Annotated in this window: 13 protein-coding genes; 4 read left to right on the top strand and 9 right to left on the bottom strand. The window is 62.5% G+C overall.

Going from position 1 to position 17,329, the window contains the following annotated elements:
• Positions 1-2 precede the first annotated feature (2 nt).
• The 3 genes from CYG48_RS14500 to CYG48_RS14490 all read left to right on the top strand — a co-directional run bounded on the left by CYG48_RS14500 (position 3) and on the right by CYG48_RS14490 (position 2,988).
• Positions 3-986 (top strand): ABC transporter permease subunit, encoded by a 984-nt coding sequence (locus tag CYG48_RS14500; RefSeq protein ID WP_118851026.1) that lies wholly within the window; start codon positions 3-5, stop codon positions 984-986.
• A gap of 88 nt (positions 987-1,074) precedes the next feature.
• Positions 1,075-2,013: an ABC transporter substrate-binding protein gene (locus CYG48_RS14495; RefSeq protein ID WP_118851025.1), complete on the top strand. Its 939-nt coding sequence runs from the start codon at positions 1,075-1,077 to the stop codon at positions 2,011-2,013.
• Between the two features lie 81 nt (positions 2,014-2,094).
• The gene (locus tag CYG48_RS14490; RefSeq protein WP_118851024.1) at positions 2,095-2,988 is read left to right on the top strand and encodes a sugar phosphate isomerase/epimerase family protein; all 894 of its coding nucleotides are present in this window, start codon (positions 2,095-2,097) and stop codon (positions 2,986-2,988) included.
• Positions 2,989-3,005: 17 nt separating this feature from the next.
• Here CYG48_RS14490 and CYG48_RS14485 read toward each other — a convergent pair whose 3' ends face one another.
• The 9 genes from CYG48_RS14485 to CYG48_RS14445 are packed head-to-tail and all read right to left on the bottom strand — an operon-like array spanning position 3,006 to position 14,797.
• Positions 3,006-5,363, bottom strand: coding sequence for a penicillin acylase family protein (locus CYG48_RS14485; RefSeq protein WP_118851023.1), 2,358 nt, complete (start codon positions 5,361-5,363; stop codon positions 3,006-3,008).
• 43 nt (positions 5,364-5,406) lie between these two features.
• On the bottom strand, positions 5,407-6,798 hold the full coding sequence (locus tag CYG48_RS14480) for a M20 family metallopeptidase (RefSeq protein WP_118851022.1): 1,392 nt from the start codon (positions 6,796-6,798) through the stop codon (positions 5,407-5,409).
• Positions 6,799-6,839: 41 nt separating this feature from the next.
• Positions 6,840-8,801: a 3-hydroxyacyl-CoA dehydrogenase NAD-binding domain-containing protein gene (locus CYG48_RS14475; RefSeq protein WP_118851021.1), complete on the bottom strand. Its 1,962-nt coding sequence runs from the start codon at positions 8,799-8,801 to the stop codon at positions 6,840-6,842.
• A 5-nt stretch (positions 8,802-8,806) separates the two neighbouring features.
• A complete protein-coding gene (locus CYG48_RS14470; RefSeq protein WP_118851020.1) occupies positions 8,807-9,202 on the bottom strand; it encodes a RidA family protein in 396 nt (131 codons plus the stop codon).
• The gene (locus tag CYG48_RS14465) at positions 9,180-9,611 is read right to left on the bottom strand and encodes an acyl-CoA thioesterase (protein WP_118851019.1); all 432 of its coding nucleotides are present in this window, start codon (positions 9,609-9,611) and stop codon (positions 9,180-9,182) included. Before CYG48_RS14465 ends, CYG48_RS14470 begins: the two co-directional genes overlap by 23 nt.
• A 7-nt stretch (positions 9,612-9,618) precedes the next feature.
• Positions 9,619-10,794, bottom strand: a complete 1,176-nt coding sequence (locus CYG48_RS14460; RefSeq protein ID WP_118851018.1) for an acyl-CoA dehydrogenase family protein — start codon at positions 10,792-10,794, stop codon at positions 9,619-9,621.
• Positions 10,794-11,645, bottom strand: coding sequence for an enoyl-CoA hydratase family protein (locus CYG48_RS14455; RefSeq protein ID WP_118851017.1), 852 nt, complete (start codon positions 11,643-11,645; stop codon positions 10,794-10,796). The genes CYG48_RS14460 and CYG48_RS14455 overlap by 1 nt, the downstream gene beginning before the upstream one ends.
• The gene (locus CYG48_RS14450; RefSeq protein ID WP_118851016.1) at positions 11,642-12,439 is read right to left on the bottom strand and encodes an SDR family NAD(P)-dependent oxidoreductase; all 798 of its coding nucleotides are present in this window, start codon (positions 12,437-12,439) and stop codon (positions 11,642-11,644) included. Before CYG48_RS14450 ends, CYG48_RS14455 begins: the two co-directional genes overlap by 4 nt.
• 9 nt (positions 12,440-12,448) lie before the next feature.
• Entirely contained in the window at positions 12,449-14,797 is a 2,349-nt protein-coding gene (locus CYG48_RS14445; protein WP_118851015.1) for a bifunctional salicylyl-CoA 5-hydroxylase/oxidoreductase, read from the bottom strand.
• Positions 14,798-15,166: 369 nt separating this feature from the next.
• On the opposite strand from CYG48_RS14445, the gene CYG48_RS14440 reads away from it, so the two are divergent.
• Positions 15,167-17,320: an indolepyruvate ferredoxin oxidoreductase subunit alpha gene (locus CYG48_RS14440; RefSeq protein ID WP_118851014.1), complete on the top strand. Its 2,154-nt coding sequence runs from the start codon at positions 15,167-15,169 to the stop codon at positions 17,318-17,320.
• The last annotated feature ends 9 nt before the right edge of the window (positions 17,321-17,329 follow it).

The raw sequence follows: 17,329 nt of genomic DNA, 5'->3' as shown, positions 1-17,329 counted from the left end.
ACATGACAACCATCCAGACCGAATCGAAAGCCAAGAACAAGGCCAGACTGGGCTCCACGCTGACCGCACTCGGCATGTTGCCGGTGCTGATCCTGCTCGCGATCGGCTTCCATCTGTTGAGCGGCCGGTTCCTATCGGTGAACAACCTGTCGATCGTCATGCAGCAGGCCTCGATCAACACCGTGCTGGCAGCGGGCATGACCTTCGTCATCCTCACCGGTGGCATCGACCTGTCGGTCGGATCGATCCTTGCAGCATCGGCCATGGTGGGCGTCATCGTCTCCCTCTGGCCGGATATCGGCATGCTCGGCGTACCGGCGGCAATCGGTGTCGGCCTGGCTTGCGGCCTCATCAACGGCATGATCATCGCCTTCCTGAAGCTGCCGCCTTTCATCGTGACGCTCGGCTCGCTCACCGCCATGCGCGGCATTGCCCGCCTGCTCGGCAATGACACCACTGTCTTCAACCCCGACCTGCCGTTCGACTTCATCGGCAATGGTTCGCTGTTCGGCATTCCGTGGCTGGCAATCATCGCGATCGTCACCATCCTGGTGTCCTGGTTCATCCTGAAGCGCACCGTGCTCGGCAACTGGATTTATGCGGTCGGCGGCAATGTGGAGGCGGCACGACTGACGGGTATCAAGGTGCCGCTGGTTCTGCTGTTCGTTTACGCGATGTCGGGCCTGTTTTCCGGTCTCGGCGGCGCCATGTCGGCGGCGCGCCTTTATGCGGCAAATGGCCTGCAGCTTGGCCAGGCTTATGAGCTTGACGCGATTGCGGCCGTCATTCTCGGCGGCACCAGCTTTGTTGGCGGGATCGGCTCCATCTGGGGCACGCTGATCGGGGCTCTGATCATCGCCGTGCTTTCGAACGGCCTGATCCTCGTCGGGGTCTCGGACATCTGGCAGTACATCATCAAGGGCTTGGTCATCATCGTCGCCGTGGCGCTGGACCGCTACCGTGCGAAGGGCTTGAGCCGCACCTGATCCGCCTCCACGAGGCGTATGCATTCCGGAAATTCGAGGAAATTTTCGGCAACAACGGCGCGAGGAGCGTCATCAAGAGGAGGAAAACATGCGCATGCTTTCTAAACTCATGCTCGGTACGGCACTTGCTGCCGCCATCGCCATGCCGGCAGCCGCCAAAGATCTGAACAAGATCGGCATCTCGGTCGGCCTGCTCGGCAACCCCTTCTTCGTGGCCACCATCAAGGGCATCGAAGACGCGGCCAAGAAGATCAACCCGAACGTCCAGGTCACCTCGGTTTCGGCCGATTATGACCTCAACAAGCAGGTGTCGCAGATCGACAGCTTCATCGCTGCCGGTGTCGACATCATCATGCTGAACGCCGTTGACGCCAAGGCCATCGCGCCTGCTGTCAAGAAGGCAACCGCTGCCGGTGTCGTGGTCGCTGCATTCGACGTGTCGGCACCCGGTGCGGATGTCACCGTCATGACCAACAACGTCAAGGCGGGTGCGGATGCGTGCCAGTACATCGTCGACAAGCTGGGCGGCAAGGGTGATGTCGTCATCATCAACGGCCCGGCGTCGTCCTCGATCCTCGATCGCGTGCAGGGCTGCAAGGAAACCTTCGCCAAGTCTCCGGACATCAAGATCCTGTCTGACGACCAGAACGGCCAGGGTTCACGCGATGGTGGCCTGGCGGTAATGCAGGGCCTGCTCACCCGCTTCCAGAAGATCGACGGCGTCTTTGCCATCAACGATCCGACGGCGATCGGTGCCGAGCTTGCCGCCAAGCAGCTGAACCGCAACGAGTTCATCATCACCGCGGTCGATGGTGCCCCGGATATCGAAAAGGCTCTTGCCGGCGGCAATTCGCTGATCAAGGCCTCCGCCTCGCAGGACCCCTATACGATGGCGGGACAGGCGCTGCAGCTTGGGGTCGATGTGCTGAACGGCAAGAAGCCGGCCGAGCCGGTCGTGCTGCTCGATCCCCAGCTGATCACGGCGGAAAACCTCAAGGACTACAAGGGCTGGACAGCGGTTCGCTGATTTTCGCGGCTCTTGGCCCCGGGCGCTCCTCAAGGCCCGGGGCTTTCTCATCAAACAGGTTTCTTCGGGCGGTCGTTTTTCATGTCTAAGATTGGTGTTCACTCCTTTGTCTGGAGCGCTGGTTCATCCAAGGATGAGCTTGAAAGCGCGATGGTTCGCTCGCATGAGCTCGGCTTCGACCTGATTGAGTTTTCGTATATCGACCCGGCCCAGGTGGATGTGAAATGGCTCGCCGCCCGCTTGCAGGAGCTGAAGCTCGATGTGGCGATCAGCATGGGCCTGCCGCCGGAAGGCGATATCTCAAGCGACGACGCGAGCACGGTCGCGCACGGCACGGAGATCCTCAAGACGGCGATTGCGCTGACGCGTGATCTCGGCGGCACCAAGCTTGCCGGCATCCTGAGCTCTGCGCATGGCAAGCAGGAGGCGGCGCTGACGCGCAAGGGCTGGGACACCAGCGTCACGACCTTTGCCAAGGTTGCCGATTATGCCAGGGACGCTGGCGTGACGCTCAACCTCGAAGTGGTGAACCGCTTCGAAAGCAACATGCTGAACACCGCCGCCCAAGGCATGGCCTATATCGTTGATGTCGGTGCATCGAACGTCTTCCTGCATCTCGATACGTTCCACATGAACATCGAGGAGGCCGATGTCGGCCTCGCCATCCGGCATGCCGCCGACAAGATCGGCTATGTCCATATCGGCGAAAGCCACCGTGGTTATCTCGGCACCGGCAATATCGATTTTGCCGCGATCTTCGATGCGCTGGTGGCGGTCGGCTGGCAGGATTACGTCACCTTCGAATCCTTCTCCTCCGCCATCGTCGACCGGGCGCTGTCGCTGAAGACGGCCATCTGGCGTGACCTCTGGACCGACAACGTCGCGCTGGCCAAGCACGCGCATTCCTTCATCACGCTCGGCATGGAAACGGCGCGCCTGAAGGCGGAGCTTACGCAGAAAGCGCACCTGCCTTAAAGGCGAGAGGCTGCCGCTTAGGCGGCAGGCTCCAGGATGATCGTGCTGACGATCTCTTCGGCAATGCGGCTGTCGCTATAGAGGAGCGGCACATATTCGCCACGCGCCCAGATCTGCGCCAGGTCACTGTAATGCGGCGAGCGCGGATCGCCGGACTGGCCCGGCGTGTTGATGCAGAAGCTGTTGTCCCAGTCGCCGACATCCATCACCAGCCGGACGGACGCACCTGCCGTGATGCCGAAATCGCTCATCCGGTAAGCTGCGTGCATGGGGGTGGAGCGGCTTCCGCCAAGCGGCAGCGGCCCGACGTTCCAGGATCCGGACAGACCGGTATCTGCCCGCCCTGCGGCATGCTCGAAAAGGATCTGGTGCAGCTTGCCCCACTGCCAGCCGGCGGGGTCGTCACCGAGGCGCTTGCTGCAGTCGCCGTAGGCTGCCGAGAGCGTCGCAAGTAACATGTCGTCCCGCTCGCCTTGGGTCCAACGGCTGCCGGGCTCGGACAGCAGCGCCAGCATGTAGTCGACGTCGCCGGGCAGCAGCATCTGCCGCACCGTCTCGTTCGGCGCGAACTTCGCCAGCAGCGCCGGACGCAGGTGCTTCATCCACCACACCTCGAAGAGTGCGGCCGGTGCGCTGGTGGCTCTCAGGTGATGGTCCCAGCCATCCAGGAGCGCGATTGCTGCCTGATGCGTCTCGTCCAGAATTTTGCTGCCTTTCAAGCCGGACAACAGACCGCAGATCACCGCCGCCGGGCGGGAATGAACGTCGGTCTGCAGAGCCATGGAAGCTTGCAGCGTGTGCTTTGGATCAGCGCGCAGCACCGACTTGATGCGCTCCGCGCGGCTTCGTTCGGCCCATTCGTGGCCGATCGAGGGTGCATTCTTCGGGCGGCCGGCGGGAAGGTTCATCTCGTTGGCAGAGGCCACAAAACCCTCGGCGGGATTGAAGGTGCGCGGAAGCTGGTCGGGCGGCAGGAACCCATCCCATTCATGCGAGCCGTCGCCCGGCACGGGAAGCAGCCCTTCCCAGTTGCGGCGGATCGGCGTGAAGCCGGCGGTGTACCAACCGATATTGCCTGCGGTGTCGGCGCAGACATGGTTGACCGACGGGCTGCCCCAGGAGCCAAGCGTGTCGGCAAAAGCCTCGACGGAGCCAGTCCGCATGTAGGAAAGGCTGCCGAGATAAGCGGCGGAGCCGGGCGAATGCCACACCGAGCGCATGGCCATAACCAGATGCTTGGCCGGATCCTCGTAAAGAACCGGCCCGTGGCGAGTGAAGCTGAGGGTCAGCGTCTGCTCGTCGTGCCCCTTGATCTCGAAGCGTTCGGTCACCCGTTCGATCGCTTCCCAGCCGTCGCCGAACCGGTAGTGCTCGCGATCACCGTCCTTAGTCCGGTAGACATAGACGTCTTCCTGGTCGGCGCCAAAGATGGTGAGACCGAAGGCAATCTTGTCATTGTGACCAAGCGAAATGCCAGGTGCCGTCGGCTCGCCGGTCCCGATCGCGTTGAAGCCCGGTGCCTCGAGATGCACGAGGTAACGCAGCGAGGGCACGGCATAAGCGCGGTGCGGGTCGCTCGCCAGGATCGGCCGGCCAGTCTCTGTGCGTGAACCATGGACGGCCCAGTTGTTCGACCCCTCTTCGGCGATGCGCTCGATGACGTCACCGAGGTCGGTCACCTCGGTCCAGCGCCAGACGTCGTCCATCGTGGCCGAAAGCCTTGCCTTGTCGAACGTAACCGGGGCGGTCGCCAGCTTGAACAGGCGCGTGGCTTCCATGGAAATGTCGGTGAGTTCAACGCCCTCGGCTGGCTGCGGCTGCACCGGTGGGTTGAGGTCGAACCGCAGCAGGTCGGTTTCCGCATCCGCCATCGCCATGATGTTGGCGCGCAGGATCTCCGACAACCCGTTGCGGGTGAGCGCGTGGCTGCGGATCCGCACGACATCGGACGGCTGCCAGAATGCCGGCTGGGTCCCGAAGACTGAAAACTCCGGCGGAAGCCGTGAAGGCTCGTTCCGGCAGAACTCGACATAGGCGTTGATGCCCGCGACGAAGGCGGTGCAGATCGCTTGTGTGTCCGGAGCGTAGCTTGTCCATTCCGGCGTCATGTCGCCCCGATACAGGAAGTGGCGCGCGGCATGGTCCTGCGCCAGGTAACCCGGACCGAAATCGGCCGCCAGAAGTCCAAGTCCGCGCTTGCGCCAGAGGTCGAGCTGCCACAGGCGATCGCGTGCTGCATTGAAACCCTGCACAAAGAACAGGTCTTGCTCATTTGCCGCCTTGATATGCGGGATGCCCCATCGGTCGATGCGGATCGTCGCCGGCTCCTGCAGTCCGCGCAGCTGGATGGTCTGGCTCGTCATCGCATCGGTCATGAAATTCCCTCGGGCATGGTGGCAGGCAAGGCGGGGCGCCGGGTCAAGAATGGTGCTCGCCGATATCCCAGTACAATCCGGCCATCATGGCGAGGCCCTCGCGCACGATCGAGATCGGCAGATGCTCGTTCGGCGCATGCTGCAGGCAGCCGGGAAAGGAGTGCGGGATCCAGATCGTTGGCAGCCCCAGAAGATCGGAAAAGATATTATTCGGCAAAGATCCGCCCAGGTTCGGCAGGATAGCCGGCGGCTGACCGAGCGTCTGTTCGATCGAGGCCGAGACGCGCTTGACCCATGGGTGATCGGGATCCAGGCGGCTTGCAAGGAAGATGGCGTCCGTCGGATCCTTGACCACGACCCGGTCATAACCTGCGTCCTGCAGTGCCTTGCGCACCGCCGGCACGACAGCATCCGGATCGACGCCGAACGGAAACCGCAGCTGGACGCGGGCGCGCGCCTTGGGCGGGATGGCGTAGAGCGGCTGGGCAAGGTTGCCGCATTCCATTTCCATTACCTCGAAGGAGCTCCAGGCGAAGACCTTTTCCTCCGGCGTCAGGCCCGGCTCGCCCCACCACGGTTCGATTGGTGGATCGTCGGCCGCCGGCTCGATCTTGCAGTGCTTCAACGCCTCACGGACATTCTCCGGGATCTTGCCCGGGGTCATCGCCGGCACCTTGATCTTGCCGGTGCGGTCTACGAGCGCGGTGATCGCGTGGCACAGTTCGATGCCTGGATTGGAGAGGATGCCGCCCCAGTTGCCGGAATGCTGGAAGCTTTCGCGCGCGTTGATTTCCAGATGGAAAGACATGCCGCCGCGGGCACCGAGGAAGATGGTCGGGCGGTCAAGTGCGAGGCGCGGACCGTCGGAAGCGATGAAGACATCGGCGGCCAGCTCTTCCCGGTGCGCGGCGCACATTTCCTCAAGACCGAGAGAGCCGGATTCCTCTCCCATCTCGATCAGGTATTTGAGGTTGAAACCGAGCGAACCCCTGACGGCGAGCAGCGCTTCGATCGCCGCCAGATTGACGGCGTGCTGGCCCTTGTTGTCGGCGGTGCCCCTTCCATACCAGGCGCCGTTCCTTTCGGTCATGTCGAAGGGGCCCAGCCCTTCGTCCCATTGTCCATCCAGGCCGGCGACCACGTCGCCATGGCCATATTGCAGCACCGTGGTCAAGCTCGGGTCCTCGATCCGCTCGGCGATCAGGAAGGGTCCCGGTGCCAAGTCATTCTCATAGACCTTGACGGCAAAGCCGAGTCGCTCGAAGAACGGCTGCATCTCTTCGCTGATGTAACGCCAGAGATCAGGCTTGTTTGCCGCAACGCGGCTCGCCGACGGGATCGCCACGCGCCGGCGCAAGGCGGCTTCGAACGTGCCGTCGTCGAGATAGCTGACGGCCTTGTTTATCGTGGCCTGGCGGGATGGGGTTTCAGTCATCGAGAACATCCTCCAGGTCACTCAAGTTCACGTCAGTTCGGTCAGCTGCGGGCGAACATCGGCCCGCCCTTGTGCGCGGGAAAACCATAACCGTTGATCATCACGAGGTCGATGTCGCTCGGTCGGGCTGCGATGCCTTCCGCTAGCAGGGCCTCGCCTTCGGCGGCCATTGCCTGCAGCATCCGCTGCTGGATCTCTTCGGTCGAGAAGCTGCGGGGCCTAATGCCCTTCTTGGCACGCGCGGCCTCGATGATTGCGGTCACTTCCGGATCAACGGTGCGCTTGCCGTCCGGATAGGCGTACCATCCACGTCCGGCCTTTTGTCCCAGGCGTCCCGCTTCGCAAAGCGTATCGGCAATCTCGACATAGCGCTCGGCGGAATCCCGCGTCGCGGCCTGCCGCTTGCGGCGTGCCCAGGCGATCTCGAGACCTGCCATGTCGTAGACGGCAAAAAGCCCCATCGGGAAGCCGTAGTTTTCCAGCGCCGCATCGATCTCATGCGGCAGCGCGCCATCTTCCAGCAGGAACTCGGCTTCGCGGCGATAGGCCGAAAAGATCCGGTTTCCGATGAAGCCTTCCGTGACGCCGGTGACGACCGGCAGCTTGCGGAGCTTCTTGGCGACGGCCAGGCCTGTCGCCAGCGCATCCGGCGCAGTCCTGGCGCAGCGTACGACTTCCAGAAGCCGCATGACATGTGCCGGCGAGAAGAAGTGCATGCCGATGACGCGCTCCGGATGCGCGGTCGCCGCCGCGATCTCGTCCGGGTTCAGGTAGCTGGTGTTGGTGGCTAGGATCGCGTCCGGACGGATCACGCGGTCGAGGCGCTGGAAGAGGTCGATCTTGACGTTGAGGTCATCGAAGACAGCTTCGATCACGAGATCGCAAGGTGCGAGGTCGGTGTCTGACGCGTTTACGGACAGTCGCGCCTTCTGGGCTTCGAAACCGGCCTGGTCGAGGCGGCCGGAGGAAAGGTTGCGCTCCAGCAGTCCGATGATGCGCTCGCGACCCTTTTCGGCGGCTTCGGCCGTCTGGTCGAGGCCGATGACTGCATAACCAGCGCCCAGTGCTGCAACGGCGATGCCGCTGCCCATCAGGCCGAGCCCGCAGATGCCGATCGTCTTGACCGGACGCGGCTCGACGCCCTCCAGGCCATCCACCTTCGACGATTCCCGTTCGGCGAAGAAGACATGGCGCAGCGCTGCGGCCTCGCGGCTGTCACGCAGCGTCAGAAAGGTAGAGCGTTCGTCGGCAAGCCCTTCGGCGAGGGGGCGGGTTGCGGATGTGACGAGCCGCACGGCTTCGGCCGGGGCTTTCTGCCCTCGCGCCTTGACGAGGATCTTGCCGCTGATCTTTTCGAGTTCGGCCGCATCCGCCGGTGCGACATCCAAGGCGCCGGTGCGACGAAGCGATTTGCCGACAAGGCTGCGTGCAACCGCGACAGCCGCCGGGACGAGATCGTTTTCGGCAGTCTGGTCGATGATGCCGAGCCTCACGGCCTCATCCGCCTTGGCGATGCGGCCGGACGCGATGAGATCCAGTGCTGCCGGGATGCCGATGAGCCGGGGCAGGCGCTGGGTGCCACCGGCGCCCGGGACGATGCCGAGCTTCACTTCCGGCAGGCCGACCTGCGCGGTCGGAGACGATACGCGGCAGTGGCATGCAAGCGCCACTTCCAGGCCACCACCCAGCGCGGCGCCATTGATGGCCGCAACAACGGGCTTTGCCAGGTTCTCGATCTTTTCGATGACGGACGGAAGCGTCGGGTCGAGCGCTGGCTTGCCGAACTCCTTGATGTCGGCGCCGCCAATGAAAGTCTTGCCGGCACCGGTAATGACAACTGCATCCACGGAGGCGGACGATTCCGCATGCGACAGGGCCTTCTCAAGGCCTGCACGGACATCCACCGACGTGGCGTTGACGGGCGCGTTATCGAGGGTGACGACCAGGATTCCGTTGTCGAACGTGCCCGAAACGGTGGCGGAAAAGGAGGTCGTCTCGCTCATGGTTCTTATTCCGGAATTACAGCGGTTGCCTGGATCTCGATCTTGGCGCGGTCTTCCACAAGGGCAACGACCTGCACGGCGGCCATGGCCGGGAAGTGCTTGCCGATTACCTCACGGTAGGCCTGGCCGATACCCTTGAGGTTGCCAAGGTATTCCGCCTTGTCAGTGAAGTACCAGGTCATGGTGGTGATATGCTGCGGGCCAGCGCCGGCTTCCGCCAGCACAGCCACGATGTTCTGCAGCGTCTGCTTGACTTGGCCAACGAAGTCGTCGGTCTCGAACTGGCACTGTGCGTTCCAGCCGATCTGCCCGCCGACAAAAACCTGACGACCCGTGGCGGCCACGCCGTTCGAGTAGCCGATCGGCTTTGCCCAGCCCTCAGGCTGCAGAATCGTGTGCATCTTGCTTCTCCAAATGGGTGTTGAGCGCTGCGCGCATATCGTCAGGCCAGGGAAGGGCCTTGTGTGTTTCGTGCCATGTCACGACGAGCCGCTGCTTTGCGGTCCAGAGCAGCCGGTCGCCGGCACGCACTTCGTGCTCGAGGTCCACCGAACTGTTGCCGATCCGCATGACCTTGACCGTGAAGTCCATCCGGTCGCCATGAAAGCCGGGGCTCTTGAAGGTGAGGTCGAGGGTGACTGTCGGGAGCCCGATCTTCCGCTCGTTGATCATCTGCGGCCAGGGGAAGCCGAGGGTTCCGAAAAACTCCTCGTACACGCCGACCAGGATGTTCAGGTAGGACGGGAAGTAGGCGATGCCCGAGGGGTCGCAATCGCCAAAGTTCAGCCGTCGTGTGGTCGTGTAGGCCATCGTCGCCTCAAGCCTTCAGCAATTCGCGGGCAATGATGATCTTCTGAACCTCGGTCGCACCCTCGTAGATGCGCAGCGCCCGGATTTCGCGGTAGAGGCTTTCGGTGATCTCACCGCTTTTCACGCCACGACCGCCGAAGATCTGCACCGCACGGTCGATCACCTGTTGTGCGTTTTCCGTCGCCACCATCTTCGCCATTGCGGCTTCCTTGGTGGTCGGCAGGCCCTGTACGTCACGGCGCCAGGCGGCACGGTAGGTGAGCAAAGCACCGGAATCGATGCCAGCCGCCATGTCGCCGAAGGCGGCCTGGGTCAGTTGCAGATCCGACAGATGGTTGCCGAACATCGGCCGCGCCTTGGCATAAGCGACCGCTTCATCGAGCGCCCGCTTGGCAAAACCGAGGGCTGCTGCGGCCACGGAGGCCCGGAAGATGTCGAGCGTACGCATGGCGATCTTGAAGCCTTCGCCGGGCGCGCCAAGCAGGCGCGATGCCGGAATGCGGCAGTTCTCGAAGCGGATTGTCGCCAGCGGATGCGGCGCAATCACGTCGATGCGTTCGGCGATCGAAAAGCCCGGGTCGTCGGCAAAAACGACAAAGGCGGAAATGCCGCGTGTGCCGGGTGCTTCGCCGGTGCGGACGAAAACCGTGTAGACGTCGGCAATGCCGCCGTTGGAGATCCAGGTCTTTTCCCCGTCGAGGATATAGTGATCGCCGTCCTTGCGGGCCGAGCAGGCCATCGCGGCAACATCGGAGCCGGCTTCCTTTTCCGACAGCGCAAAGGCCGAGATCCATTCGCCGGCCTGCACCTTCGGCAAGACTGTGCGACGCAGTTCTTCCGAACCGGAAAGCCCGATAGCGCCGGTGCCGAGGCCCTGCATGGCAAAGGCGAAATCCGCCAAGCCATCATGCCAGGCAAGCGTTTCGCGCGTCAGGCAGGCTGCCCGGGAATCGATCGGCTGGGTGCCGCCGGCGCCGGTGGCTGCATCGAGCAGACCCGCCTGGCCGAGCGCCTTGACGATGGCGCGGCAGGCGTTGTCCGTGTCCGAATGGTCGATGTTGCTCAGCGCACCCGAAGCCGCGAACGCGTCGAGCTTCTCAGCCAATGCCTTGTGGCTGTCATCGAAGAACGGCCAGTCGAGGAAGTCCCGGCTGGGTCCCTTGAGGTTGGTCGGAGCTGCCATCAGTTGCCCTCGAAAGTGGGCTTGCGCTTTTCCGCAAAAGCTTCGAATGCGCGACGGAAGTCCTTGGTCGCCATGCAGATCGCCTGGGCCTGCGCTTCCGACTCGATCATTTCGTCGATGCCCATCGCCCATTCCTGGTTGAGCATGGTCTTGGTCATCGTATGCGCAAACCAGGGGCCGTCAGCCAGCGAGTGTGCAAGCTTCTTGGCCTCGGCCTCGAGAACCTCGGCTGTGTGGATGGTGTTGAAGAAGCCCCAGGCCTCGCCTTCGCGCGCGTTCATCGTGCGGCCGGTGAACAGGAGTTCGGCAGCGCGGCCTTGGCCGATGATGCGCGGAAGGATGCCGCACGCGCCCATGTCCGCACCGGCAAGGCCAACGCGGGTAAAGAGGAAAGCGGTCTTGGCTTCCGGCGTCGCCAGCCGGATGTCGGATGCCATGGCGAGGATTGCGCCGGCGCCAACGCAGATGCCGTCGACGGCGGCGACGATCGGCTGTGGGGCCTTCTTCATCGCCTTGACCAGATCCCCAGTCATGCGGGTGAACGCAAGCAGGTCCGGCATCGCCATGTGGGTCAGCGGCTCGATAATTTCGAAGACGTCGCCGCCGGACGAGAAGTTGCCGCCGGCACCGGTCAAGACGACCGAACGCACGTCCGATGCATAAGCCAGGTCGCGGAAGAGGTCGCGCATCTCGGCATAGCTTTCGAATGTCAGCGGGTTCTTACGCTCGGGCCGGTTCAGGCGCAGCGTTGCCACACGGCCGTCTTCGCTCACGTCCCAGAGAAAGTGCTTCGGCTTGTAGTCCTTGAAAGGCCTCAGGTGCCCAGCCATGGAAGTCGGTTCTACGCTCATCCTGCCAATACCTCCCCACCGGCAACCGCAATTGCCTGTCCATTGATCGAAGCCGCTCCGGGCGATGCGAGCCACAGAACGGTGTCTGCCACTTCCTCGGGTTTCACCAGGCGTCCCTGCGGGTTGCTTTTGGTGAATTCCTTCATTGCCTGTTCTCCCGTTCGACCGGTTTTCGCGACGATCGTCTCGATCGATCGGGCGATCAGCGGCGTGTCGGTAAAGCCCGGGCAAACGGCATTCACGGTAATGCCGGTCTTTGCCAGTTCCAAGGCCAGCGACCGGGTAAGACCGATAACCCCATGCTTGGCGGCAACATAGGCCGAGACATAGGCATAACCGGTCAGCCCCGCCGTCGAGGCGATGTTGATGATTCGGGCGCCGGCGCCGTATTCCTTCAGGTCGCCGAGCACCGCCTGGGTCACAAGGAACACGCCGGTCAGATCCACCGACATGACGCGGTTCCACATCTCGGGCGACGTCTTTTCAAATGGCGCGCTCGGGCCTTCACCGGCATTGTTGACGAGAATGTCGATCGGCCCGAAGCAGGCGCGGGCGCTCTTCAACCCGTTGGCGATCGCAATCCCGTCGGTGACGTCAAAGCCGTCCGCGACGCAGACCCGGTCCTTGCCGAGCTTCGCCGCCAGTGCTTCCAGCGGTTCGGCGCGACGACCGGCCAGGGTGACGCGGGCGCCGGCTTCCACCAGTTGGGTGGCAATGGCAGCGCCGATACCGCTGCCTGCACCCGTTACCAGGGCATGCCGGTCTGCCAGCCGTGCGGCAATCGGTTCGCTCATCACTTGCCCCTATTTTGCTGCGACGGTCGGTCCCACAGCCGGGGGAGCCGCTGCTGCTGCCGCACGTGCGAGATTGGTCTCGTATTGCGACTTGCCAGAATAGTACTGCTTTGGCCACGGAATGTTCGTGAGGCCGATCTTGGCCGCTTCGTGCAGAACCCAGGCAGGATCCGCCAGATGCGGACGCGCGACGGCGCAGAGATCGGCGCGGCCGGCAGCGATGATGGAATTCGCCTGGTCGGCTTCGGCGATCGCGCCAACCGCAATCGTCGGGATGCCGACTTCGTTGCGGATCTTGTCGGAGAACGGCGTCTGGAAGAGGCGGCCATAAACCGGCTTTTCTTCCTTCCACACCTGCCCGGACGAGCAGTCGATCACGTCGGCACCGGCTTCCTTGAACATGCGCGCGAAGATCGCGGCATCTTCCGGCGTATTGCCGCCCTCGAACCAGTCGTGGCACGACAGGCGCACCGAGATCGGCTTGTCTTCGGGCCAGACTTCGCGGATCGCCTTGAAGACTTCCAGCGGGTAACGCGCACGGTTCTCGTGGCTGCCGCCGTATTCGTCCGTACGCCGGTTGGTAAGCGGCGAGAGGAACGAGGACAGCAGGTAGCCGTGGGCGCAGTGCAGTTCCAGCCAGTCGGCGCCTGCCTCGGCGGCGTATTTCGCAGCGCGCACGTGGTCAGCCTTGACGCGGTCCATGTCGGCGCGGTCCATGGCCTTCGGAACCTGGCTATTCTTCAGGTAGGGCAGGGCCGATGCGGAGATCAGCGGCCATCCACCTTCTTCGAGCGGCTGATCGATGCCTTCCCAGGCGAGCTTGGTCGAGCCCTTGCGGCCTGCATGGCCGAGCTGGATGCCAACCTTGGCAGCGGAATTGTTGTGAACGAAGTCAACGAACCGCTTCCAGGACGCCGCCTGCTCGTCGTTCCATAGGCCAAGGCAGCCGGGGGTGATGCGGGCATCCGGCGAAACGCAGGTCATTTCCGCGAACACCAGTCCGGCGCCGCCGAGTGCGCGCGAGCCGAGATGGACGAGGTGGAAATCATCAAGCACGCCGTCCTTGGCTGAATACATGGCCATCGGCGACATGACGATGCGGTTCGGCAGGTGGCAACCGCGGACAGAGTAGGGCGTGAACATCGGCGGCACGGTGCGCGCGTTCTCACTCACTTCGATGCCATTTTGCTTGGCGAACCAGCGCTCGTAACCGTCGAGCCACTTCGGATCGCGCAGGCGCAGGTTCTCGTGGCTGATACGCTGCGAGCGGGTCAGCATGGAATACATGAACTGCTCGGGCGGCAGCGTATCGGCATAACGCTGGCCAACGACCTCGAACCATTCCATGGCGTTGCGTGCCGCATTCTGGATGCGGGCGACGTCGACGCGACGGATTTCCTCGTAGGTTTCGAGAACCGCGGGGATCTTGTCCTTCTGGTGGCCAAGCTTGTTGAACTGGTTGGTGAGCTCGATCGCGTCGTCGATGGCAAGCTTGGTGCCGGAACCGATCGCGAAATGGGCGGTATGAGCTGCGTCACCCATCAACACGACATGCGAGTTGCCATTGAAATGGCTCCACTTGCCGCAGATGAGACGGTTGAAGTTCAGCCAGGCGCTGCCACGCAGGTGGCGCGCATTGGTCATCAGTTCAGCGCCCTCGAGCACTTCGGAGAAGAGGTTCTGGCAGAAGTCGATGGAGCCTTGCTGGTCCATCTGGCCAAGCCCGTGCTTCTCGTAGGCTTCTTCCGTGGTCTCGACGATGAAGGTCGAGGTGTTTTCGTCGAACTTGTAGATATGCGCCTGGAACCAGCCGTGGTCGGTCTTGCGGAAATCGAAGGTGAAGGCGTCGAACAGCTTGTTGGTGCCGAGCCAGATATAGCGGTTCGGACGGACGAGCAGGTCGGGCTCGAATACGTCCGTGTAGCGGTTGCGGATCTTTGAGTTGAAGCCGTCCGAGGCAATGATGAGGTCCGCGTCCGGATAATCGACGTCGCCGTTCGATTCCGTCTCGAACACCAGCTCGACGCCAAGCTGCTCGCAGCGGCGCTGCAGGATGTTGAGGAGCTTCTTGCGGCCGATGCCGACAAAGCCGTGGCCGGATGTGCGCTGGCGGGTGCCCTTGAAGAGCAGCTCGATATCGTCCCAATGGTTGAACGCGTCTTCAATCTCGGCGGCGCTTTCCGGATCCCATGCGCGCATGGACACCATGGTCGCATCAGAGAACACCACGCCCCAGCCGAACGTGTCGTATGGCTTGTTGCGCTCCACGACGGAGATGGAGTGCTCCGGGTGGAACTTCTTCATCAGGAGTGCAAAATAGAGACCTGCTGGACCACCACCAATACAGACGATGCGCATATCCGAAATCCTCCTGAACGCCTAATCGATCGTTATTTTAAGTTTAAACTATATGGGCGGAAAGCGACGCGTCAAGCGATAAATCAAAAGCCGCGTGGCGGCCGTCGCGTCGAAAGCGCCCTCCCGTTCCCGTTGTGATCGCTTAACAAGCCAAGGCTTGGGCGTCGAGCCGGCTTGGTCTTGCCTGAGCTGCCGTCATGCGGAGCAAATGTGCGCGCAATAAGCATGCAAATGCATATAAATTGGCGCTCGATACAAAATTCGTCATGATTCTGTTGCGTTGGCTTGCCGAAGACTGCGCTTCGGTTTGACAGCTTTCCCATCAGGAAATATGATTTTGCAAGTTTTCTGGGATGCAGAGGGAAAGTCATGGCTGAACGGTCATTCGCGCGGGAAGTCGAGGATCTGAAGCTTGGGGAAGGCGAGATCTTCCGCGGGGAAGGTATCCTTGCAATTACCAAGGCCCTTCTTCAGTCGGGCGTTTCCTATGTCGGCGGCTACCAGGGTTCGCCGATTTCGCATCTGATGGATGTGCTGGCTGACGCCAAGGACATCATGGAGGATCTCGGCGTTCATTTCGAGACGTCTGCATCCGAAGCAGCTGCCGCGGCCATGCTGTCCGCCTCCGTCATGTATCCGGTGCGCGGTGCCGTGACCTGGAAGTCGACCGCCGGCACCAACGTGGCGTCCGACGCGCTTTCCAACCTTTCCTCTGGTGGCGTCAATGGCGGCGCGCTCATCATCCTCGGTGAAGACTTCGGCGAAGGTTCGTCGATCATGCAGGAACGCAGCCACGCCTTCGCAATGAAGTCGCAGATGTGGCTCCTCGATCCGCGCCCGAACCTGCCATCGATGGTTCAGGCCGTCGAAGATGGATTTGAACTGTCGGAGGCGTCGTCCACGCCGGTCATGCTGCAGGTCCGCATCCGCGCCTGCCACGTGCATGGCCAGTTCGTCGCCAAGGACAACAAGCGTCCGGACTTCACCTTGAAGCAGGCGCTCGAGGACCCGGTCCGCGACGTCAACCGCATCGTGCTTCCGCCTGCCAACTTCATGCAGGACAAGGACAAGATCGAGCGCCGCTGGCCGGCCGCCGTCAACTTCATCAAGGAACGCAAGCTCAACGAGTTCTTCGGCCCGAAGGAAGGCGAGATCGGCATCATCACGCTCGGCGGCCACTACAACGGCGTCATGCGCGCGCTGCAGCAGATGGGCCTCGCCGACGTTTACGGCAACTCGCTCGTGCCGATCTACGTGATGAACGTCGCGTATCCGACCATCGATGACGAAGTCGTCGAGTTCTGCCTTGGCAAGAAGGCGGTGATCATGGTCGAGGAAGGCGCGCCGGAATATGTGGAGCAGACGCTTCACACGCTGATGCGTCGCCGTGACATCCAGACCAAGCTGCACGGCAAGGACATGCTGCCCCTTGGCGGCGAATATACCGCACCGGTGATGCTGAAGGGTCTGAAGACCTTCGTCGAAACCTATGATCGCCTGCTGCTCGGCAACCAGCCGCCGGTGCCGGATCCGACGCCGATCCTCAACGATCCGAAGGTCAAGGCGCTGGCCGACGTCGTGCCGGCGCGTCCGGCAGGCTTCTGCACCGGCTGTCCGGAGCGGCCGATCTTTGCGGCCATGAAACTCGTCGAAAAGGAGCTCGGCCCGCATCACGTGTCGGCTGACATCGGCTGCCACCTGTTCTCGATCCTTCCGCCCTTCAATATCGGCGGCACCACGATGGGCTACGGCCTCGGCCCGGCCTCGGCCTCGGCCTTCAACGTCGAGGCGGACAAGCGCTCGATCTCGGTGATGGGTGACGGCGGCTTCTGGCACAATGGTCTTGCGACCTCGGTAGGCAACGCGGTCTTCAACAAGCAGGACGGCGTCATTCTCGTCGTCGACAACTATTATTCGGCAGCAACCGGCGGCCAGGACATCATGTCATCGCGCGCCCTCAACCCGAACCGCAAGACGAACAACTCCATCGTCAACGCGGTGAAGGGCATCGGTGCGACCTGGGTACGTCAGATCGACCGCACCTATGATGTCGCCAAGATGCGTGACACGCTGAAGGAAGCGCTGACGACGGATGAGAAGGGGCCGAAGATCATCGTCGCCTCCTCCGAATGCATGCTGAACAAGCAGCGTCGTGTGAAGCCGCAGTTCAACAAGGCGGTGAAAGACGGCAAGCGGATGGTCAAGGAGCGCTTCGGCGTGGACGAAGACGTCTGCACCGGCGATCACGCCTGCATTCGTCTGTCCGGCTGCCCGTCGCTGTCAGTCAAGCATACCGATGATCCCCTGAAGGATGATCCGGTCGCGGCGATCGACAACAGCTGCGTCGGTTGCGGCAATTGTGGTGAAGTCTCGGAGGCCGCCGTTCTCTGTCCTTCCTTCTATCGCGCCGATGTGATCCACAACCCGACCCGTTGGGACAGCTTCGTTTCGAAGATGCGCAACAAGGTCATCGGCTGGCTGCAGGCGCGCCGCTCTGCCGGCCGTATCGTATTCGCGGACTGAGGGTTTTGA

Source organism: Neorhizobium sp. SOG26 (assembly GCF_003491345.1).
GTDB lineage: Bacteria > Pseudomonadota > Alphaproteobacteria > Rhizobiales > Rhizobiaceae > Neorhizobium > Neorhizobium turbinariae.
The sequence above is the reverse complement of the archived record's forward strand: the minus strand, read 5'-3'. Positions and strand labels throughout refer to the sequence as shown.